Annotated in this window: 16 protein-coding genes; 13 read left to right on the plus strand and 3 right to left on the minus strand. The window is 61.2% G+C overall.

The features are described 5' to 3' along the window. Positions 1-187: 187 nt before the first annotated feature. The 7 genes from glyA to fdhA all read left to right on the plus strand — a co-directional run bounded on the left by glyA (position 188) and on the right by fdhA (position 9,171). Positions 188-1,441 (plus strand): serine hydroxymethyltransferase, encoded by a 1,254-nt coding sequence (gene glyA, locus ACQRBT_RS11560; protein WP_060753361.1) that lies wholly within the window; start codon positions 188-190, stop codon positions 1,439-1,441. A 22-nt stretch (positions 1,442-1,463) separates the two neighbouring features. Further along, the gene (locus ACQRBT_RS11565) at positions 1,464-2,714 is read left to right on the plus strand and encodes a sarcosine oxidase subunit beta (RefSeq protein WP_010207084.1); all 1,251 of its coding nucleotides are present in this window, start codon (positions 1,464-1,466) and stop codon (positions 2,712-2,714) included. A 15-nt stretch (positions 2,715-2,729) separates the two neighbouring features. Next, entirely contained in the window at positions 2,730-3,032 is a 303-nt protein-coding gene (locus tag ACQRBT_RS11570) for a sarcosine oxidase subunit delta (RefSeq protein ID WP_027605979.1), read from the plus strand. Then, the gene (locus ACQRBT_RS11575; RefSeq protein ID WP_104994877.1) at positions 3,029-6,046 is read left to right on the plus strand and encodes a sarcosine oxidase subunit alpha; all 3,018 of its coding nucleotides are present in this window, start codon (positions 3,029-3,031) and stop codon (positions 6,044-6,046) included. The genes ACQRBT_RS11570 and ACQRBT_RS11575 overlap by 4 nt, the downstream gene beginning before the upstream one ends. 131 nt (positions 6,047-6,177) lie before the next feature. Beyond that, a complete protein-coding gene (locus tag ACQRBT_RS11580) occupies positions 6,178-6,810 on the plus strand; it encodes a sarcosine oxidase subunit gamma (protein ID WP_412047663.1) in 633 nt (210 codons plus the stop codon). Positions 6,811-6,931: 121 nt separating this feature from the next. After that, a complete protein-coding gene (gene purU, locus ACQRBT_RS11585) occupies positions 6,932-7,789 on the plus strand; it encodes a formyltetrahydrofolate deformylase (protein WP_005792124.1) in 858 nt (285 codons plus the stop codon). Between the two features lie 182 nt (positions 7,790-7,971). Further along, positions 7,972-9,171, plus strand: a complete 1,200-nt coding sequence (gene fdhA, locus ACQRBT_RS11590; RefSeq protein ID WP_060753358.1) for a formaldehyde dehydrogenase, glutathione-independent — start codon at positions 7,972-7,974, stop codon at positions 9,169-9,171. A gap of 48 nt (positions 9,172-9,219) precedes the next feature. Here fdhA and ACQRBT_RS11595 read toward each other — a convergent pair whose 3' ends face one another. Further along, positions 9,220-9,570 (minus strand): hypothetical protein, encoded by a 351-nt coding sequence (locus ACQRBT_RS11595; protein WP_244700851.1) that lies wholly within the window; start codon positions 9,568-9,570, stop codon positions 9,220-9,222. A gap of 171 nt (positions 9,571-9,741) precedes the next feature. Further along, entirely contained in the window at positions 9,742-10,200 is a 459-nt protein-coding gene (locus tag ACQRBT_RS11600; RefSeq protein WP_060753357.1) for an anti-sigma factor domain-containing protein, read from the minus strand. A gap of 211 nt (positions 10,201-10,411) precedes the next feature. Between ACQRBT_RS11600 and ACQRBT_RS11605 the strand changes: the two genes are divergently transcribed. Then, positions 10,412-10,975 (plus strand): DUF2780 domain-containing protein, encoded by a 564-nt coding sequence (locus ACQRBT_RS11605; protein ID WP_060753356.1) that lies wholly within the window; start codon positions 10,412-10,414, stop codon positions 10,973-10,975. 145 nt (positions 10,976-11,120) lie between these two features. Beyond that, positions 11,121-11,480: a hypothetical protein gene (locus ACQRBT_RS11610; RefSeq protein WP_412047662.1), complete on the plus strand. Its 360-nt coding sequence runs from the start codon at positions 11,121-11,123 to the stop codon at positions 11,478-11,480. On the opposite strand, the gene ACQRBT_RS11615 is transcribed toward ACQRBT_RS11610, so the two are convergent. Further along, positions 11,477-12,370, minus strand: a complete 894-nt coding sequence (locus ACQRBT_RS11615) for an acyltransferase (protein ID WP_161548695.1) — start codon at positions 12,368-12,370, stop codon at positions 11,477-11,479. The two genes, ACQRBT_RS11610 and ACQRBT_RS11615, sit on opposite strands and share 4 nt — an antisense overlap. Positions 12,371-12,541: 171 nt before the next feature. On the opposite strand from ACQRBT_RS11615, the gene ACQRBT_RS11620 reads away from it, so the two are divergent. Genes ACQRBT_RS11620 through creD form a run of 4 tightly spaced genes read left to right on the plus strand, consistent with a single transcriptional unit; the run spans position 12,542 to position 16,572 of the window. Further along, the gene (locus ACQRBT_RS11620; protein WP_060753353.1) at positions 12,542-13,042 is read left to right on the plus strand and encodes an ATP-dependent zinc protease family protein; all 501 of its coding nucleotides are present in this window, start codon (positions 12,542-12,544) and stop codon (positions 13,040-13,042) included. Positions 13,043-13,050: 8 nt separating this feature from the next. Further along, complete coding sequence (gene creB / locus ACQRBT_RS11625) at positions 13,051-13,719, plus strand: two-component system response regulator CreB (RefSeq protein WP_060753352.1); 669 nt, start codon at positions 13,051-13,053, stop codon at positions 13,717-13,719. Continuing rightward, positions 13,719-15,158 carry a two-component system sensor histidine kinase CreC gene (gene creC / locus ACQRBT_RS11630; protein ID WP_161548697.1) on the plus strand — a complete coding sequence of 480 codons (1,440 nt, stop codon included), beginning with the start codon at positions 13,719-13,721 and terminating at the stop codon, positions 15,156-15,158. Before creB ends, creC begins: the two co-directional genes overlap by 1 nt. A gap of 52 nt (positions 15,159-15,210) precedes the next feature. Then, positions 15,211-16,572 (plus strand): cell envelope integrity protein CreD, encoded by a 1,362-nt coding sequence (gene creD, locus ACQRBT_RS11635; RefSeq protein ID WP_412047661.1) that lies wholly within the window; start codon positions 15,211-15,213, stop codon positions 16,570-16,572. Positions 16,573-16,702 lie beyond the last annotated feature (130 nt).

Raw genomic sequence — 16,702 nt, forward strand, 5'->3', positions numbered from 1 at the left:
ATTTGAAAGCTGGCCCACCGCTATCGGGAGCAAGCCCCCTCCCACATTTGTTCTGTGTTGTTCGGGCCATGTCGTAAACGCACCTTTGCGTGGCGTGCGTAGGCATTTGACCTGTCTGCGCCAGCCCTACCATCGCATCAAAGGGCCTGTATGGGCCTCACCAATACGAAAGGCTGGGAGAGACGCGATGTTCAGCAAACAAGACCAGATCCAGGGATATGACGACGCACTGCTGGCGGCCATGAATGCCGAGGAGCAGCGCCAGGAAGATCATATCGAGCTGATCGCGTCAGAGAACTACACCAGCAAACGCGTGATGCAAGCCCAAGGCAGTGGCTTGACCAACAAATACGCCGAAGGCTACCCGGGCAAGCGCTACTACGGCGGCTGCGAGCACGTGGACAAGGTGGAAGCCCTGGCCATCGAGCGCGCCAAGCAGCTGTTCGGTGCCGATTACGCCAACGTACAGCCGCACTCCGGTTCGTCCGCCAACAGCGCGGTGTACCTGGCCCTGCTGCAAGCGGGCGATACCATTCTGGGCATGAGCCTGGCCCACGGCGGTCACCTGACCCACGGTGCCAAGGTGTCGTCCTCGGGCAAGCTGTACAACGCGGTGCAATACGGCATCAACACCGACACCGGCTTGATCGACTACGACGAAGTCGAGCGTCTGGCGGTTGAGCACAAACCGAAGATGATCGTTGCAGGCTTTTCCGCCTACTCCAAGACTCTGGATTTCCCACGTTTTCGTCAGATCGCCGACAAGGTCGGCGCGCTGCTGTTCGTCGACATGGCTCACGTTGCCGGCCTGGTTGCCGCTGGCCTGTACCCCAACCCACTGCCGTACGCTGACGTGGTGACCACCACTACCCACAAGACCCTGCGCGGTCCACGGGGCGGCCTGATCCTGGCCAAGTCCAACGAAGAAATCGAAAAGAAACTCAACGCTGCGGTATTCCCCGGCGCCCAGGGCGGCCCGCTGATGCACGTCATCGCCGGCAAGGCAGTGTGCTTCAAGGAAGCGCTGGAACCTGGTTTCAAGGCTTATCAGCAACAAGTGATCGACAACGCACAGGCCATGGCCAGCGTGTTTATCAAACGCGGCTACGATGTAGTGTCCGGCGGTACCGATAACCACCTGTTTCTGGTCAGCCTGATCCGTCAGGGCCTCACCGGCAAAGAGGCGGACGCCGCCCTGGGCCGCGCCCACATCACCGTCAACAAGAACGCCGTGCCGAACGACCCGCAGTCGCCCTTCGTGACCTCGGGCCTGCGCATCGGCACCCCGGCGGTGACCACGCGTGGTTTCAAAGTGCCGCAGTGCATCGAACTGGCCGGCTGGATCTGCGACATCCTCGACAACCTCGGCGACGCCGACGTCGAGGCCAACGTGGCCAAGCACGTGTCTGCCCTGTGCGCTGATTTCCCGGTTTATCGCTGAGCGCGGTTTTGGAGTAATGACTATGCAACGCTACTCGGGCTTCGGCCTCTTCAAGCACTCCCTCAGCCACCACGAAAACTGGCAGAAGATGTGGCGCACGCCGACCCCGAAAAAGGTCTACGACGTGGTCATCGTCGGCGGTGGCGGGCATGGTCTGGCGACCGCCTACTACCTGGCCAAGGAACACGGCATCACCAATGTGGCCGTGGTCGAGAAAGGTTGGTTGGGCGGCGGCAACACCGCGCGCAATACCACCATCGTGCGTTCCAACTACCTGTGGGACGAGTCGGCGCACCTGTACGAACACGCGATGAAGCTGTGGGAAGGTTTGTCCCAGGACCTGAACTACAACGTGATGTTCTCGCAGCGCGGCGTGTACAACCTGTGCCACACCCTGCAGGACATCCGTGATTCCGAGCGGCGTGTGAGCGCCAACCGCCTTAACGGCGTGGACGGCGAACTGCTCAACGCCAAGCAAGTGGCCGACGAGATCCCGTACCTCGACTGCTCGAAAAACACCCGTTACCCGGTACTCGGCGCCACCGTGCAACGGCGTGGCGGCGTGGCCCGTCACGATGCCGTGGCCTGGGGCTTTGCCCGTGCGGCTGACGCACTTGGCGTGGACTTGATCCAGCAGACCGAAGTCATCGGTTTCCGCAAGGAAAACGGTGTGTGCATCGGCGTGGAAACCAACAAGGGCTTCATCGGCGCCAAGCGCGTCGGTGTGGTCACCGCGGGTAACTCCGGGCACATGGCGTCGCTCGCCGGTTTCCGCCTGCCGATCGAATCCCACCCGCTGCAGGCACTGGTGTCGGAGCCGATCAAGCCGATTATCGACAGCGTGATCATGTCCAACGCCGTGCACGGTTACATCAGCCAGTCCGACAAGGGCGACCTGGTGATCGGCGCCGGCATCGACGGCTACAACGGCTACGGCCAGCGCGGTTCGTACCCGGTGATCGAACACACTATCCAGGCCATCGTCGAGATGTTCCCGGTGCTGTCGCGCGTGCGCATGAACCGTCAGTGGGGCGGCATCGTCGACACCACGCCGGACGCGTGCCCGATCATTTCGAAAACCCCGGTACCGAACATGTTCTTCAACTGCGGCTGGGGCACCGGCGGCTTCAAGGCCACCCCAGGCTCAGGCAACGTCTTCGCCGCAAGCCTGGCCAAGGGTGAAATGCACCCGCTGGCCGCGCCATTCTCCATCGACCGTTTCCACAACGGTGCGTTGATCGACGAACACGGCGCTGCGGCCGTCGCCCACTAACAGGAGAAATTCCCTATGTTGCATATCTTCTGTCCTCACTGTGGCGAACTGCGCTCCGAAGAGGAATTCCATGCGTCCGGCCAAGCGCACATCCCGCGCCCGCTGGACCCGAATGCCTGCACCGATGAAGAGTGGGGGGACTACATGTTCTTCCGCGACAACCCGCGCGGCCTGCACCATGAGCTGTGGATTCACGCTGCCGGTTGCCGCCAGTATTTCAACGCCACCCGCGATACCGTGACTTACGAAATTCTTGAAACCTACAAGATCGGTGAGAAGCCACAATTCACCGCCAAGGCCTCTGGAGAGAAGGTATGAGCCAGACCAATCGCCTGTCCAACGGTGGCCGCATCGACCGTAATAAAGTCCTGACGTTTACCTTCAATGGCCAGAGCTACAAGGGCTTCGAAGGCGACACCCTGGCCGCCGCACTGCTGGCCAATGGCGTCGACATCATCGGCCGCAGTTTCAAATATTCGCGTCCACGCGGCATCTTCGCCGCCGGCGCCGAAGAGCCGAACGCGGTGCTGCAGATCGGTGCCACCGAAGCCACCCAGATTCCCAACGTGCGCGCCACGCAACAGGCGCTGTACCAGGGCCTCGTCGCCACCAGCACCAACGGTTGGCCGAGCGTGAACAACGACATGATGGGCATCCTCGGCAAGGTCGGCGGCAAGCTGATGCCGCCGGGTTTCTACTACAAAACCTTCATGTACCCCCAATCGTTCTGGATGACTTACGAGAAGTACATCCGCAAGGCTGCCGGCCTGGGTCGCTCGCCGACCGAGAACGACCCGGACACCTACGACAACATGAACCGTCACTGCGACGTGCTGGTGGTGGGCGCAGGCCCCGCCGGCCTGGCCGCTGCACTGGCTGCCGCGCGCAGCGGGGCGCGGGTGATCATTGCCGATGAGCAGGAAGAGTTCGGCGGTTCGCTGCTCGACTCCCGCGAAAGCCTCGACGGCAAGCCGGCCATGGAGTGGGTCGCTAGCGTGATCGCCGAATTGAAAGCCCTGCCGGACGTGGTGCTGCTGCCTCGCGCCACCGTCAACGGCTACCACGACCATAACTTCCTGACCATTCACGAACGCCTCACCGACCACCTCGGTGACCGTGCACCGGTGGGTGTGGTGCGTCAGCGTATCCATCGGGTACGGGCCAAGCGTGTCGTCCTCGCGACCGGTGCCTGCGAGCGCCCGCTGGTGTACGGCAACAACGACGTGCCGGGCAACATGCTCGCCGGTGCAGTCTCCACCTATGTGCGCCGCTACGGCGTGGCACCGGGCAAAAAACTGGTGCTGTCGACCAACAACGACCACGCCTACCGCGTGGCGCTGGACTGGTTCGACGCAGGCCTGCAAGTGGTGGCCGTGGCCGATGCACGCCACAACCCACGCGGCGCCCTGGTTGAAGAGGCCCGTGCCAAAGGCATCCGCATTCTCACCGGCAGCGCCGTGATTGAAGCGCGTGGCAGCAAGCATGTGACCGGCGCACGTGTGGCGGCCATCGACGTCAAGGCGCATAAAGTCACCAGCCCCGGCGAGTGGCTGGACTGCGACCTGGTCGCCAGCTCCGGTGGCTACAGCCCCGTGGTTCACTTGGCCTCGCACCTGGGCGGCAAGCCGACCTGGCGTGAAGACATCCTCGGTTTTGTACCGGGCGAAGCCCCGCAGAAACGGGTGTGTGTCGGCGGCATCAACGGCGTCTACAGCCTTGGCGATTCCCTGGCCGATGGTTTTGAAGGGGGCGTGCGCGCCGCCAGCGAAGCCGGGTTTGCACCCGTGGAAGGCACGCTGCCCAAGGCTTTGAGCCGTCTGGAAGAGCCGACCCTGGCGCTGTTCCAGGTGCCTCACGAAAAAGCCACCGCACGGGCGCCCAAGCAATTTGTCGACCTGCAGAACGACGTGACCGCCGCCGCCATCGAACTGGCGACCCGCGAAGGTTTCGAGTCGGTCGAGCACGTCAAACGCTACACCGCGCTGGGCTTCGGCACCGACCAGGGCAAGCTGGGTAACGTCAACGGCCTGGCGATTGCGGCGCGCTCCCTGAACGTGACCATCCCGCAGATGGGCACCACCATGTTCCGTCCCAACTACACGCCGGTGACATTCGGCGCAGTGGCGGGCCGTCACTGTGGGCACATCTTCGAACCGGTTCGCTACACCGCGCTGCACGCCTGGCACGTCAAGAACGGCGCCGAGTTTGAAGACGTCGGCCAATGGAAACGCCCGTGGTACTTCCCACGCAATGGCGAAGACCTGCACGCTGCGGTGAAACGCGAATGCCTGGCCGTGCGCGACAGCGTCGGCCTGCTGGATGCCTCCACCCTCGGCAAGATCGACATTCAAGGCCCGGATGCCCGCGAGTTCCTCAACCGCATCTACAGCAACGCCTGGACCAAGCTCGACGTGGGTAAGGCGCGCTACGGCCTGATGTGCAAGGAAGACGGTATGGTCTTCGACGACGGCGTCACCGCCTGTCTGGCCGACAACCACTTCCTGATGACCACCACCACCGGCGGCGCCGCGCGCGTTCTCCAGTGGCTGGAAATCTACCAACAGACCGAATGGCCGGACCTCAAGGTGTACTTCACCTCGGTCACCGACCACTGGGCGACCATGACCCTGTCCGGCCCCAACAGCCGCAAGCTGCTGGCCGAAGTCACCGACATCGACCTGGACAAGGACGGCTTCCCGTTCATGACCTGGAAAGAAGGTCTGGTGGGTGGGGTGCCGGCGCGGGTGTTCCGCATCTCGTTTACCGGCGAGCTGTCGTACGAAGTCAACGTACAGGCCGACTACGCGATGGGCGTGCTGGAAAAAATCGTCGAGGCCGGCAAGAAGTACAACCTGACCCCGTACGGCACCGAGACCATGCACGTACTGCGGGCCGAGAAGGGCTTCATCATCGTCGGCCAGGACACCGATGGCTCGATGACCCCTGACGACCTGAACATGGGCTGGTGTGTCGGGCGTACCAAGCCGTTCTCGTGGATCGGCTGGCGCGGCATGAACCGTGAAGACTGCGTGCGTGAAGAACGCAAGCAACTGGTGGGCTTGAAGCCGGTCGATCCAAAAGTGTGGCTGCCGGAAGGCGCGCAGTTGGTGTTCGATCCGAAACAGTCGATCCCGATGAAGATGGTCGGTCACGTGACCTCCAGCTATGCCCACAACTCCCTCGGTTATTCGTTCGCGATGGCGGTGGTCAAGGGCGGCTTGAAGCGTATCGGCGAGCGGGTGTTCTCACCGCAGGCCGATGGCAGCGTGATCGAAGCGGAGATTGTGTCTTCGGTGTTCTTTGACCCGAAAGGCGATCGCCAGAACATTTGACACCTGATCGTTCCCACGCGCTGCGTGGGGATGCATCCCGGGACGCGCGGCGTCCCAAGAGCGGACGCCGAGCGTCCATCGCGGCATTCCCACGCAGAGCGTGGGAACGATCAATTCAGAACAGGTGCTATATGACAGCAGCCAATGTTTACCCACAACGCCCCACTAACGGCGCCAAGGCCGAGTCGTCGCTGCACCATGCCGACCTCGCCAGCCTGGTCGGCAAGGGCCGTAAAAATGCAGGCGTTACCGTCCGCGAGAAAAAACTCCTGGGCCACCTGACCCTTCGTGGCGATGGGCATGACGCCGCCTTCGCCGCCGGCGTGCACAAGGCGCTTGGCATCGAGTTGCCCGGTGCCCTGCAAGTTATCGTCAAGGGCGAAACCAGCCTGCAATGGCTCGGCCCGGATGAATGGTTGCTGGTGGTGCCCAGCGGTGAAGAGTTCGCCACCGAGCAGAACCTGCGCGCCGCCCTGGGTGACCTGCATATCCAGGTCGTCAACGTCAGTGGCGGCCAGCAGATCCTCGAGCTCAGCGGCCCGAATGTGCGTGATGTGTTGATGAAGTCCACCAGCTATGACGTGCACCCCAACAACTTCCCGGTGGGCAAGGCCGTGGGCACGGTGTTCGCCAAGTCGCAATTGGTGATCCGCCACACCGCTGAAGACACCTGGGAACTGGTGATTCGTCGCAGCTTCTCGGATTACTGGTGGTTGTGGTTGCAGGATGCCTCGGCCGAATTCGGCCTCAGCGTGGTTGCATGATCGTTCCCACGCTCCGCGTGGGAATGCATCCCCGGGCGCTCTGCGTCCCCAAGAGCGGACGCCGAGCGTCCATGGCGGCATTCCCACGCAGAGCGTGGGAACGATCAAGGAGTTACCTGTTATGAGCCGCGCACCCGATACATGGATTTTGACCGCCGACTGCCCCAGCGTGCTCGGCACGGTGGACGCGGTCACCCGCTACCTGTTCGAACAGGGTTGCTATGTTACCGAGCACCACTCGTTCGATGACCGGCTCTCGGGCCGGTTCTTCATCCGCGTGGAATTCCGCCAGCCCGACGGTTTTGACGAACAGGCTTTCCGCGATGGCCTGGCCACACGCGGTGAAGCCTTCGGCATGATCTTCGAGCTGACGGCGCCGAACTATCGGCCCAAAGTGGTGATCATGGTGTCCAAGGCCGATCACTGCCTCAACGACCTGTTGTATCGCCAGCGCATCGGCCAGCTGTCGATGGACGTGGTGGCGGTGGTGTCCAACCATCCCGATTTGAAACCCCTGGCCGACTGGCACCAGATTCCCTACTACCATTTCCCCCTCGACCCCAACGACAAGCCGTCCCAGGAGCGTCAGGTGTGGCAAGTGGTGGAAGACACCGGCGCTGAACTGGTGATCCTTGCGCGCTACATGCAAGTGCTGTCGCCGGAGTTGTGCCGCAAGCTGGACGGCAAGGCCATCAACATCCACCACTCGTTGCTACCCGGGTTCAAGGGCGCCAAGCCGTATCACCAGGCGTACAACAAGGGCGTGAAGCTGGTGGGGGCTACGGCGCATTACATCAACAACGATCTGGATGAAGGGCCGATCATCGCCCAGGGCGTGGAGGTGGTGGATCACAGCCATTATCCCGAGGACTTGATTGCCAAAGGGCGCGATATCGAAGGGCTGACCCTCGCCCGTGCGGTGGGGTATCACATTGAGCGGCGGGTGTTTTTGAACGCCAATAGAACGGTGGTGCTCTGACTGAGGCTATCGGGAGCAAGCCCCCTCCCACCCTGGAATTGTGAATACCTTCAAATGTGGGAGGGGGCTTGCCCCCGATGAGGCCCTCACTAACAACGCAAAAACAGCATCTGTACCCGAGCACTTAACGCGCTGCCTGCCTGGGCAACGTGGTTCCATAAAAACAACAGCGAGGTGAAAGCATGTCTGGTAATCGTGGTGTCGTGTATCTCGGCAACGGCAAGGTCGAAGTACAGAAAATCGACTATCCCAAAATGCAGGACCCCCGTGGCAGGAAGATTGAGCACGGCGTCATCCTGCGCGTGGTTTCCACCAATATCTGCGGCTCCGACCAACACATGGTGCGTGGCCGTACCACTGCCCAGACCGGCCTGGTGCTCGGTCACGAGATCACCGGCGAAGTGATCGAGAAGGGCAACGACGTCGAAAACCTGAAAATCGGCGACCTGGTTTCCGTCCCCTTCAACGTTGCCTGCGGCCGCTGCCGTTCCTGCAAAGAGCAGCACACCGGCGTGTGCCTGACCGTCAACCCGGCGCGTGCCGGCGGCGCTTACGGTTATGTCGACATGGGCGACTGGACCGGCGGCCAGGCCGAATACGTGCTGGTGCCGTATGCCGATTTCAACCTGCTGAAACTGCCGGACCGTGACAAGGCCATGGAGAAAATCCGCGACCTGACTTGCCTCTCCGACATTCTGCCGACCGGCTACCACGGTGCCGTCACGGCGGGCGTTGGACCGGGCAGCACCGTATACATCGCGGGCGCCGGCCCAGTCGGTCTGGCCGCTGCCGCTTCCGCCCGCCTGCTGGGCGCGGCGGTGGTGATCATCGGCGACGTCAACCCGATCCGCCTGGCTCACGCCAAGGCCCAGGGGTTCGAAATTGCCGACCTGTCCAAAGACACGCCTCTGCACGAGCAAATCGCCGCACTGTTGGGCGAGCCCGAAGTTGACTGCGCCGTCGATGCCGTAGGTTTCGAAGCCCGTGGCCACGGCCATGAAGGCGTGAAAGCCGAAGCCCCGGCCACCGTGCTCAACTCGTTGATGGGTGTCGTGCGGGTGGCGGGCAAGATCGGGATTCCGGGCCTGTACGTCACCGAAGATCCAGGTGCGGTGGATGCCGCTGCGAAAATGGGCAGCCTGAGCATTCGCTTTGGCCTGGGCTGGGCCAAATCCCACAGCTTCCACACTGGGCAAACGCCCGTGATGAAGTACAACCGCCAACTGATGCAGGCGATCATGTGGGACCGTATCAACATTGCCGAAATCGTCGGCGTGCAGGTGATCAGCCTGGATGACGCGCCGCGTGGGTATGGCGAGTTCGATGCGGGCGTGCCGAAGAAATTTGTGATTGACCCGCACAAACTGTTCAGTGCGGCATAAAGCGCAGTGAAAAAAATGGCGACCTTCACAGGTCGCCATTTTTTTTGATCATTTAAGTGTCGACAGCCTCAGGTAGGGGTCGGCCACTTCCCCGTTTTTGACCACGCGATTGCCACCGTAATCACACAGCAGCGTGCCGTTGCGTTGATGGATGGCTTCGGGCCGCAGCGCGTATTCAGCGGCCAGGTAATCATCGTCGGTTCCCGCCGTTTGCCCTGTCCATGTCCTGCCGTTGGCAGTGGCCGTGTATTGATAACCCTCGCCGTAAGGCGGTGGCAGGCCAGGATCCGTGTAGGCCGTTGAGTGGATAGTTTTTGTGGCAGGGCATTGGTCGATGCCGGGAGGCGGGGGTGGCAGCAGCTGGGTGCGCGCCGCATAAAGCAGAAGGCCGATTACCATAGTTCTAACTCCTTGTTAACGGGTAAACCTCGCGGGTTGTCGGTACGCGGGAGGCCAACCTGAGTGGGAGTCTCTGGGCTTTCGTTCCTTTGCAAGCTGCTACTGGAGGTTACCTGGAACGCATAAGGGCGGTCCGAAGACCGCCCTTATGCGTTTGCTTGAACTATGGCGTTATCGAGCCGCCAGCGCCCCCTGGTACACCGTCGGCCCCGTCGGCTGCTTGCTGAGCGAGCCACCTTTGGTTTCTGCGCTCACCATCAATTCCACCGGCTTGCTGATGGATTCCTGTTGGCGAGGGTTGAGTCCGATAATGCCTTTGCCGTCTTCCGGCAACAGGCCCAGTGAAACCGGTGTGCCGCCCTCGGGGATCGCCCACAGCTCCAGGCTGTGGTCCGGCGCAGGGGCGGTGGCAGCGATCGGCTGCACTTCCAGGTAATCCTTGTGCGCCATGATCTGCGCGGCCGGTTGTTGTTCGGTGGTGACCAGGGTGGCAGCGGATTTGACGCTGTCCTGGGTATAGAGGGCGCCGCCGATACCGGCAACCACCACTGCGCAGGCGCCGATGAACAGGCGAGGGCCGCTCCAGAATGAGGGTTTGTGCTCAATGACTTGGGGTTGGTTCGCAGTCATAAGTCTGTTCCTGACAAAATTTGTAGTCAGTTGATGGACCTTGCCAAGGGCGATGGGTTCCTGAACCCAACGATATGGGCGGCGCACCTCGTCGGAATTTTCCACAACTGCGGATGCAATATTTTCTGAACTAATCTGAGGGTGGGAACATTCCTTCAGGAGTGTCAGTCAAACGCCTGCTTTTTAGCTCTTACATTCTGAGGTTGTCTTGATGAAGATTTCACGCGGTTTTGCCCTGTCCTGCCTGTTGACCGTGGCCGCCAGCCCGGTGTTTGCCGCAGGCTTCAGCCTGGGTGATGTGGCCAATGCCGTTTCCGGAGCCCAGGGCAACAACAAGGCGGCTGCCGCAGCGCCAAGTTCCCAGACCGCCGGCCTGCTGCAGGCGCTGACCTCGCAACTGAATGTCACCCCGGAACAAGCGATTGGTGGCACCGGCGCCATGCTGGGCCTGGCCAAGAACCAATTGAGCGGCACTGACTATTCGCAACTGGGCAAGAGCGTTCCCGGCCTGGATAAGCTGGCCGGCACCAACTCCCTGGGCAGCCTGGGCGCGTTGAGCGGCATGCTCGGCCAGAGCGGCGGCAGCAAGACCAGCGGCCTGGACGGCCTGCTGGGTAACGTAAAAGACACCAACGACCTGAACACCGCGTTCAGCGCCTTGGGCATGGACAGTGGGATGGTCGGCCAGTTTGCACCGGTGATCCTCAAATACCTGGGCGACCAAGGCGTGGGCGGTTCCTTGCTGCAAAGCCTGGGCAGTGTCTGGGGCGGCTGACGCGATCAGATCCGAGGTGTTTTGAGAATGTGGTGCAACATTTTTCTTTGAACCGTATGGGATGTTTTACCACCCAGGGAGACCGTTCCGCGGCGCCGCAAGGCCCGGAGCGGATTCTTCAATTCATTCAGGTAGAACATCTCATATGAACATTGCCCATGCATCGAGCCTCAATAACGCCTTGCAACTGATCGCCAGGGACACCGCACTTGCATCCGTGCCTTATCAGGGAACACAGGCTCAGGCGGATGCTGTCGCCAAGCAAGACACCATGGTTCGCAAGCACCATCAGCCCCTGGGGCAGCGCTTGAGCGATACTCCTTCAGCGGATGAGCTGGCACAGGCCGTGCGGGGCGGCGGGTTACAGGTGGATATTTACAAGCCTATGTCGGACGAAGAGGTGATTGCTTCGTTGAACCCGGAGTTTATTCATCCCAGCAAGCTGACTGAAAAGCCTGCATCCCTTGGCCAGGCGATGCTGGAGATCAGGTCGCTTCTGCGCTAAGGCGCTGCCTGATCTGACAACAGTTGCTGTATGCGCTGGTCCTTCTCCCTCCAGAGCTGGTTCACCCAGTTCTGGACGGTCTGGCGAAAAGCCGGATCGTTCTCGTAATCGCCCTGCCATAACACCGGGTCCAGTTCGCGCGTGCGGATATCGATGATCACCTTTGGTACCGAGCCGCTGATCAAGTCCCAGAAGCCCGGAATCTTCTGCTGCGGATAAACCACGGTCACGTCGAGGATCGCGTCCAGCTGTTCGCCCATGGCGGCCAAGACAAACGCCACGCCGCCCGCCTTGGGCTTGAGCAACCGGGTGAAGGGTGAGTCCTGCTGCTTGCGTTTGGCCTCGCTGAAGCGCGTACCTTCCAGATAGTTGACCACCGTCACCGGTTGGCGCTTGAACAGTTCGCAAGCCTGCCGGGTAATCTTCAAGTCCTGCCCCGCCAGTTCCGGATGCTTGGCCAGGAACGCCTTGGTGTAGCGTTTCATGAACGGGTAGTCCAGCGCCCACCACGCCAGGCCCAGGAAGGGCACCCAGATCAGTTCTTTTTTAAGGAAGAATTTGAAGAACGGCGTGCGCCGGTTCAACGTCTGGATCAACGCCGGAATATCGACCCAGGATTGGTGATTGCTGATGACCAGGTAGGAAGTGTCACCGCGCAGGTCGGCGCCGCCGCGAATATCCCATTGGGTCGGGATGCACAGCGAAAAGATCAGTTTGTCGATCTCGGCCCAGGTTTCGGCAATCCACATCACCGCCCATGAGGCGTAGTCGCGAAAGCGACCGGGGGCCACCAGTTTGAGCAGGGCAAACACCATCAATGGCCCGAACAGCACCAGGGTGTTGAGCAGTAGCAGCAATGTGACAAAACAGCCGGTGAGCAGGCGGCGCATAAGCAACTCTTGGGAGGGTTTGGCGGGCCATGATAAGCAAGCTGAGTCTAGAGGCCAAATCGCAAATTGCCGGACGAATGTTTCACAATGTGCCGGGTATGGTTGAGCGAGCTAACTAAGCAGCGCTTTTGCGGTCTAGAATCCGCCTACTTCTTTCGAGGAAATCACTCCGTGAAATTGCTCCTTGCCTCGCTTGCCCTGGTCGCCTTGCCTGTCATGGCCGCCGAACCGACCCTCTACGGTCGCTACGAATACATCCAGTTGCCGGAGATCGGCCAAACCTTCAAGGCCAAGATGGACACCGGTGCACTGACCGCGTCGCTGTCGGCGCGCAACATCGAGACCTTCCAGCGCGACGGCGACGACTGGGTGCGTTTCCGCCTCGGTGGCAAGGATGCGAGCGACAAGGTCTATGAACACAAGGTGTCGCGCATCAGCAAGATCAAGAGCCGCGCCGATGAGGACGAGGACAAGGACGAAGCCACCGTGGCCAAGCGCCCGGTTATCGACCTGGAAATGTGCCTGGGCAACGTCAAGCGCACGGTCGAGGTCAACCTGACCGACCGCAGCAGCTTCAACTACCCGCTGTTGATCGGCGCCAAGGCGCTGCGTGAATTCGGCGCAGCGGTAAACCCGGCGCGTCGTTACACTGCCGACAAACCCGACTGCTGATCGAGCCCATGCCCCACATCCTGATTGTCGAAGACGAAGCGGCGATTGCCGATACGCTGATATTCGCCTTGCAAGGCGAGGGGTTTGGCACTACCTGGCTGAGCCTCGGCCAGGAGGCGTTGGCTCATCAACGCCAGACCCCGGCGGACTTGATCATCCTCGACATCGGGCTGCCGGACATCAGCGGCTTTGAAACCTGCAAGCAACTGCGCCGCTTCACGGAAGTGCCGGTGATGTTTCTCAGTGCCCGGGATGCTGAAATCGACCGGGTAGTGGGGCTGGAGATCGGCGCCGACGATTATGTGGTCAAGCCGTTCAGCCCTCGGGAAGTGGCCGCGCGGGTCAAGGCGATTCTCAAACGGGTCGGCCCCAGCGTGGCGCCGACGTCATTCCAGATCGACCTGGAGCGTATGCAGATTCAGTATCGCGGCCAGCCGTTGAGCCTGACGCGCCACGAATTTCGCCTCTTGCAAAGCCTGCTGGAGCAACCCGAACGCGTCTTCAGCCGCGAGCAGTTGCTCGATGCGGTGGGCGTCCCCGCCGATGCCGGCTACGAGCGCAATATCGACAGCCATATCAAAAGCCTGCGCAGCAAGTTGCGCAATATTGCGGCGGATGCCGAACCGATCCAGACCCATCGCGGCCTGGGCTACAGCTATAGCCCGAGCCATAGCTGATGCGCCTGGGGCTGCGGATCTTCCTGGTGTACGCGTTGTTCATCGGCCTGACCGGCTACTTCGTGCTCAACACGGTGATGAAGGAAATCCGCCCCGGCGTGCGCCAGTCCACCGAAGAAACCCTGGTGGACACCGCCAACCTGCTGGCCGAGATCCTGCGCGATGACGTGAAGAACGGCACGCTCGGCGACAGCCATTGGCCGCAACTGCTCAAGGCTTACGGCAATCGCCAGCCGGGCGCGACCATCTGGGGGCTGCCGAAGAATCAGGTCAACCACCGTATCTACGTGACCGATGCCAAGGGCGTCGTGCTGCTCGACTCCAGCGGCGAAGCGGTGGGCCAGGATTATTCGCAATGGAACGACGTGTACCTGACCCTGCGCGGTGAGTATGGCGCCCGTTCCACCCGCAGCGATGCGGGCGATCCGACCTCTTCGGTGATGCACGTCGGCGCGCCGATCCGCGACAACGGCCAGATCATCGGCGTGGTCACGGTGGCCAAACCTAACAGCTCGTTGCAGCCCTATGTCGACCGCACCGAACGCCGCCTGCTGTGGTACGGCGCCGGGTTGGTGATCCTCGGCCTACTACTGGGCGCATTGCTGTCGTGGTGGGTGAGCGCGGCGTTAAGACGACTGACCGCTTACGCCGAGGCGGTCAGCGAAGGGCGGCGTGCCGAACTGCCGCATTACCGCGGTGGCGAGCTCAAGCAGTTGTCCACGGCGGTGGAACACATGCGCACGCAGTTGGAAGGCAAGGCCTATGTCGAACATTACGTACACACCCTGACCCATGAATTGAAAAGCCCCTTGGCGGCGATTCGTGGCGCGGCGGAGTTGCTGCAGGGCGATATGACCCGCGAGCAGCAGCAGCGCTTCGTTGGCAATATCGACAGTGAAAGTGCGCGCCTGCAGCAACTGATCGAACGCCTGCTGAACCTTGCGCAAGTCGAGCAACGCCAGGGCCTGGAAGAGCAGGCAAGCATCGCGCTGGCGGCGATGGTCGACGAAGTGCTCAAGGCACAATGCGCGCGCATCGAAGGTGCGGGCTTGCATGTCGAACAAGGGATTGCCACGGATGTGAAGGTGTTCGGTGAGCCCTTCCTGTTGCGCCAGGCCCTGGGCAATCTGCTGGATAATGCCTTGGACTTCACGCCACCCGGCGGCGCTCTACGGTTCAGCGCTCAAACGCGACACAACGACGTGCAGGTGAGCCTGTTCAACCAGGCGGCGCCGATTCCCGACTATGCGCTACCACGTTTGAGTGAGCGCTTCTACTCGCTGCCACGCCCGGGCAGCGGGCGCAAAAGCACCGGCCTGGGTCTGAACTTTGTTGAAGAAGTGATGAAGCTGCATGGCGGTGCGTTGCAGATCGGCAATGTGCCTGGCGGGGTGCAAGTGGTGCTGCATCTCCACACAGTCTCCACACTGCCCACATAAATCTCCCACACGCGCCGCGCAGTCTCTGCCTATCAAACACAGGGAGAGACCCATGAACCGCAGTCTGCTTTTCAAACTGGGCGCGATTGCGCTGCTGATCGTGTTGTTGCTGATTCCGCTGCTGATGATCAACGGCATCATCAGCGACCGCCAGCAGCTGCGCGACGGCGTCTTGATGGACATTGCCCGTAGCTCCAGCTACAGCCAGCGCCTCACGGGCCCGGTGATGGTGGTGCCCTATCGCAAGACCGTGCGCGAGTGGAAGCTCAATGAAAAGCTCAACAAGCGCTACGAGGAAGTCCGTGAAGAGCGCGGTCGTCTGTATTTCCTGCCGGACCGTTTTGAACTCGACGGCAAGGTACAGACCGAACTGCGCGCACGGGGCATCTATCAGGCGCGGCTGTTCCATGCCGACAGTCGTATCAATGGGCGTTTCGAGCTGCCTGCACAACTGGGCATCACCGAGGACTTTGCCGATTACCGCTTTGAAGCGGCGTTTCTGGCGGTCGGTATCAGCGATATTCGCGGCATCGAAAACGCGCTGAAGCTTGAGCTGGGTGGCCAGCGCCTGGACTTCGAGCCTGGCTCCCAAGTGGACTGGTTGGGGGAGGGCGTGCACGTGACACTGCCTGAGCTGGACAGCAAAAAAACCAGCGTGGTGGATTTCGCTTTTGACCTGCGCCTGCAAGGCACCGAGCAACTGCAAGTGGTTCCGGTGGGCAAGACCAGCCAAGTATCCCTGGCTTCCAACTGGCCGCATCCGAGCTTTATCGGCAATTTCCTGCCGGCCCAGCGCGAGGTCACCGACACGGGGTTCACCGCCAACTGGCAGACCTCGTTTTTCTCCACCAACCTGGAACAAGCCCTGCAAACCTGCCTGGACGAGCGGGGTTGTAACGACTTCAACAATCGCAGCTTTGGCGTGAACTTCATCGACCCGGTGGACCAGTACCTCAAGAGCGATCGTGCGATCAAATACGCGCTGCTGTTTATTGCGCTGACGTTTGCCGGGTTCTTCCTGTTCGAAGTGCTCAAGAGCCTGGCGGTGCACCCGGTTCAATACGCCTTGGTGGGCTTTGCGCTGGCGTTCTTTTACCTGCTGCTGTTGTCATTGTCCGAGCACATAGGGTTCGCCATGGCCTATCTGTGCTCTGCTAGCGCCTGCGTGTTGCTGATCGGCTTCTACGTGTGTCATGTGCTGCGCAGCGTCAGTCACGGCCTGGGTTTTTCGGTGGGGTTGGCAGCCTTGTACGGCTTGTTGTACGGGCTGTTGAGCGCCGAGGATTACGCGTTGCTGATGGGCTCGCTGCTGCTGTTCGGGTTGTTGGGGACGGTGATGGTGCTGACACGCAAACTGGATTGGTATGGCGTGGGCAAGCGCAAGGCGGTGGAGCCTTTGGAGGCGCTGCAATGATGGGCCTGCGCGAGGATCAGCAAATCAGGGCCAAATTGGTTGCCAGGATCAACCTGTTGTTCCCTGTTTGTAGTGAGCGGGCTTGCCCCGCGCTGGGGGGCGCAGCCGCCCCAAAACCAGGCGCCTGAGA

It is taken from the genome of Pseudomonas sp. R19M, assembly GCF_050312585.1.
GTDB lineage: Bacteria > Pseudomonadota > Gammaproteobacteria > Pseudomonadales > Pseudomonadaceae > Aquipseudomonas > Aquipseudomonas palleroniana.

Coding starts and splice junctions, on each gene's coding strand:
- fdhA (WP_060753358.1), top strand. CDS start 7,972: ATGTCTGGTAATCGTGGTGTCGTGTATCTCGGCAACGGCAAGGTCGAA.
- ACQRBT_RS11580 (WP_412047663.1), top strand. CDS start 6,178: ATGACAGCAGCCAATGTTTACCCACAACGCCCCACTAACGGCGCCAAG.
- creD (WP_412047661.1), top strand. CDS start 15,211: ATGAACCGCAGTCTGCTTTTCAAACTGGGCGCGATTGCGCTGCTGATC.
- ACQRBT_RS11610 (WP_412047662.1), top strand. CDS start 11,121: ATGAACATTGCCCATGCATCGAGCCTCAATAACGCCTTGCAACTGATC.
- ACQRBT_RS11595 (WP_244700851.1), bottom strand. CDS start 9,570: ATGGTAATCGGCCTTCTGCTTTATGCGGCGCGCACCCAGCTGCTGCCA.
- ACQRBT_RS11605 (WP_060753356.1), top strand. CDS start 10,412: ATGAAGATTTCACGCGGTTTTGCCCTGTCCTGCCTGTTGACCGTGGCC.
- ACQRBT_RS11570 (WP_027605979.1), top strand. CDS start 2,730: ATGTTGCATATCTTCTGTCCTCACTGTGGCGAACTGCGCTCCGAAGAG.
- ACQRBT_RS11600 (WP_060753357.1), bottom strand. CDS start 10,200: ATGACTGCGAACCAACCCCAAGTCATTGAGCACAAACCCTCATTCTGG.
- ACQRBT_RS11575 (WP_104994877.1), top strand. CDS start 3,029: ATGAGCCAGACCAATCGCCTGTCCAACGGTGGCCGCATCGACCGTAAT.
- creC (WP_161548697.1), top strand. CDS start 13,719: ATGCGCCTGGGGCTGCGGATCTTCCTGGTGTACGCGTTGTTCATCGGC.
- glyA (WP_060753361.1), top strand. CDS start 188: ATGTTCAGCAAACAAGACCAGATCCAGGGATATGACGACGCACTGCTG.
- purU (WP_005792124.1), top strand. CDS start 6,932: ATGAGCCGCGCACCCGATACATGGATTTTGACCGCCGACTGCCCCAGC.
- ACQRBT_RS11565 (WP_010207084.1), top strand. CDS start 1,464: ATGCAACGCTACTCGGGCTTCGGCCTCTTCAAGCACTCCCTCAGCCAC.
- creB (WP_060753352.1), top strand. CDS start 13,051: ATGCCCCACATCCTGATTGTCGAAGACGAAGCGGCGATTGCCGATACG.
- ACQRBT_RS11615 (WP_161548695.1), bottom strand. CDS start 12,370: ATGCGCCGCCTGCTCACCGGCTGTTTTGTCACATTGCTGCTACTGCTC.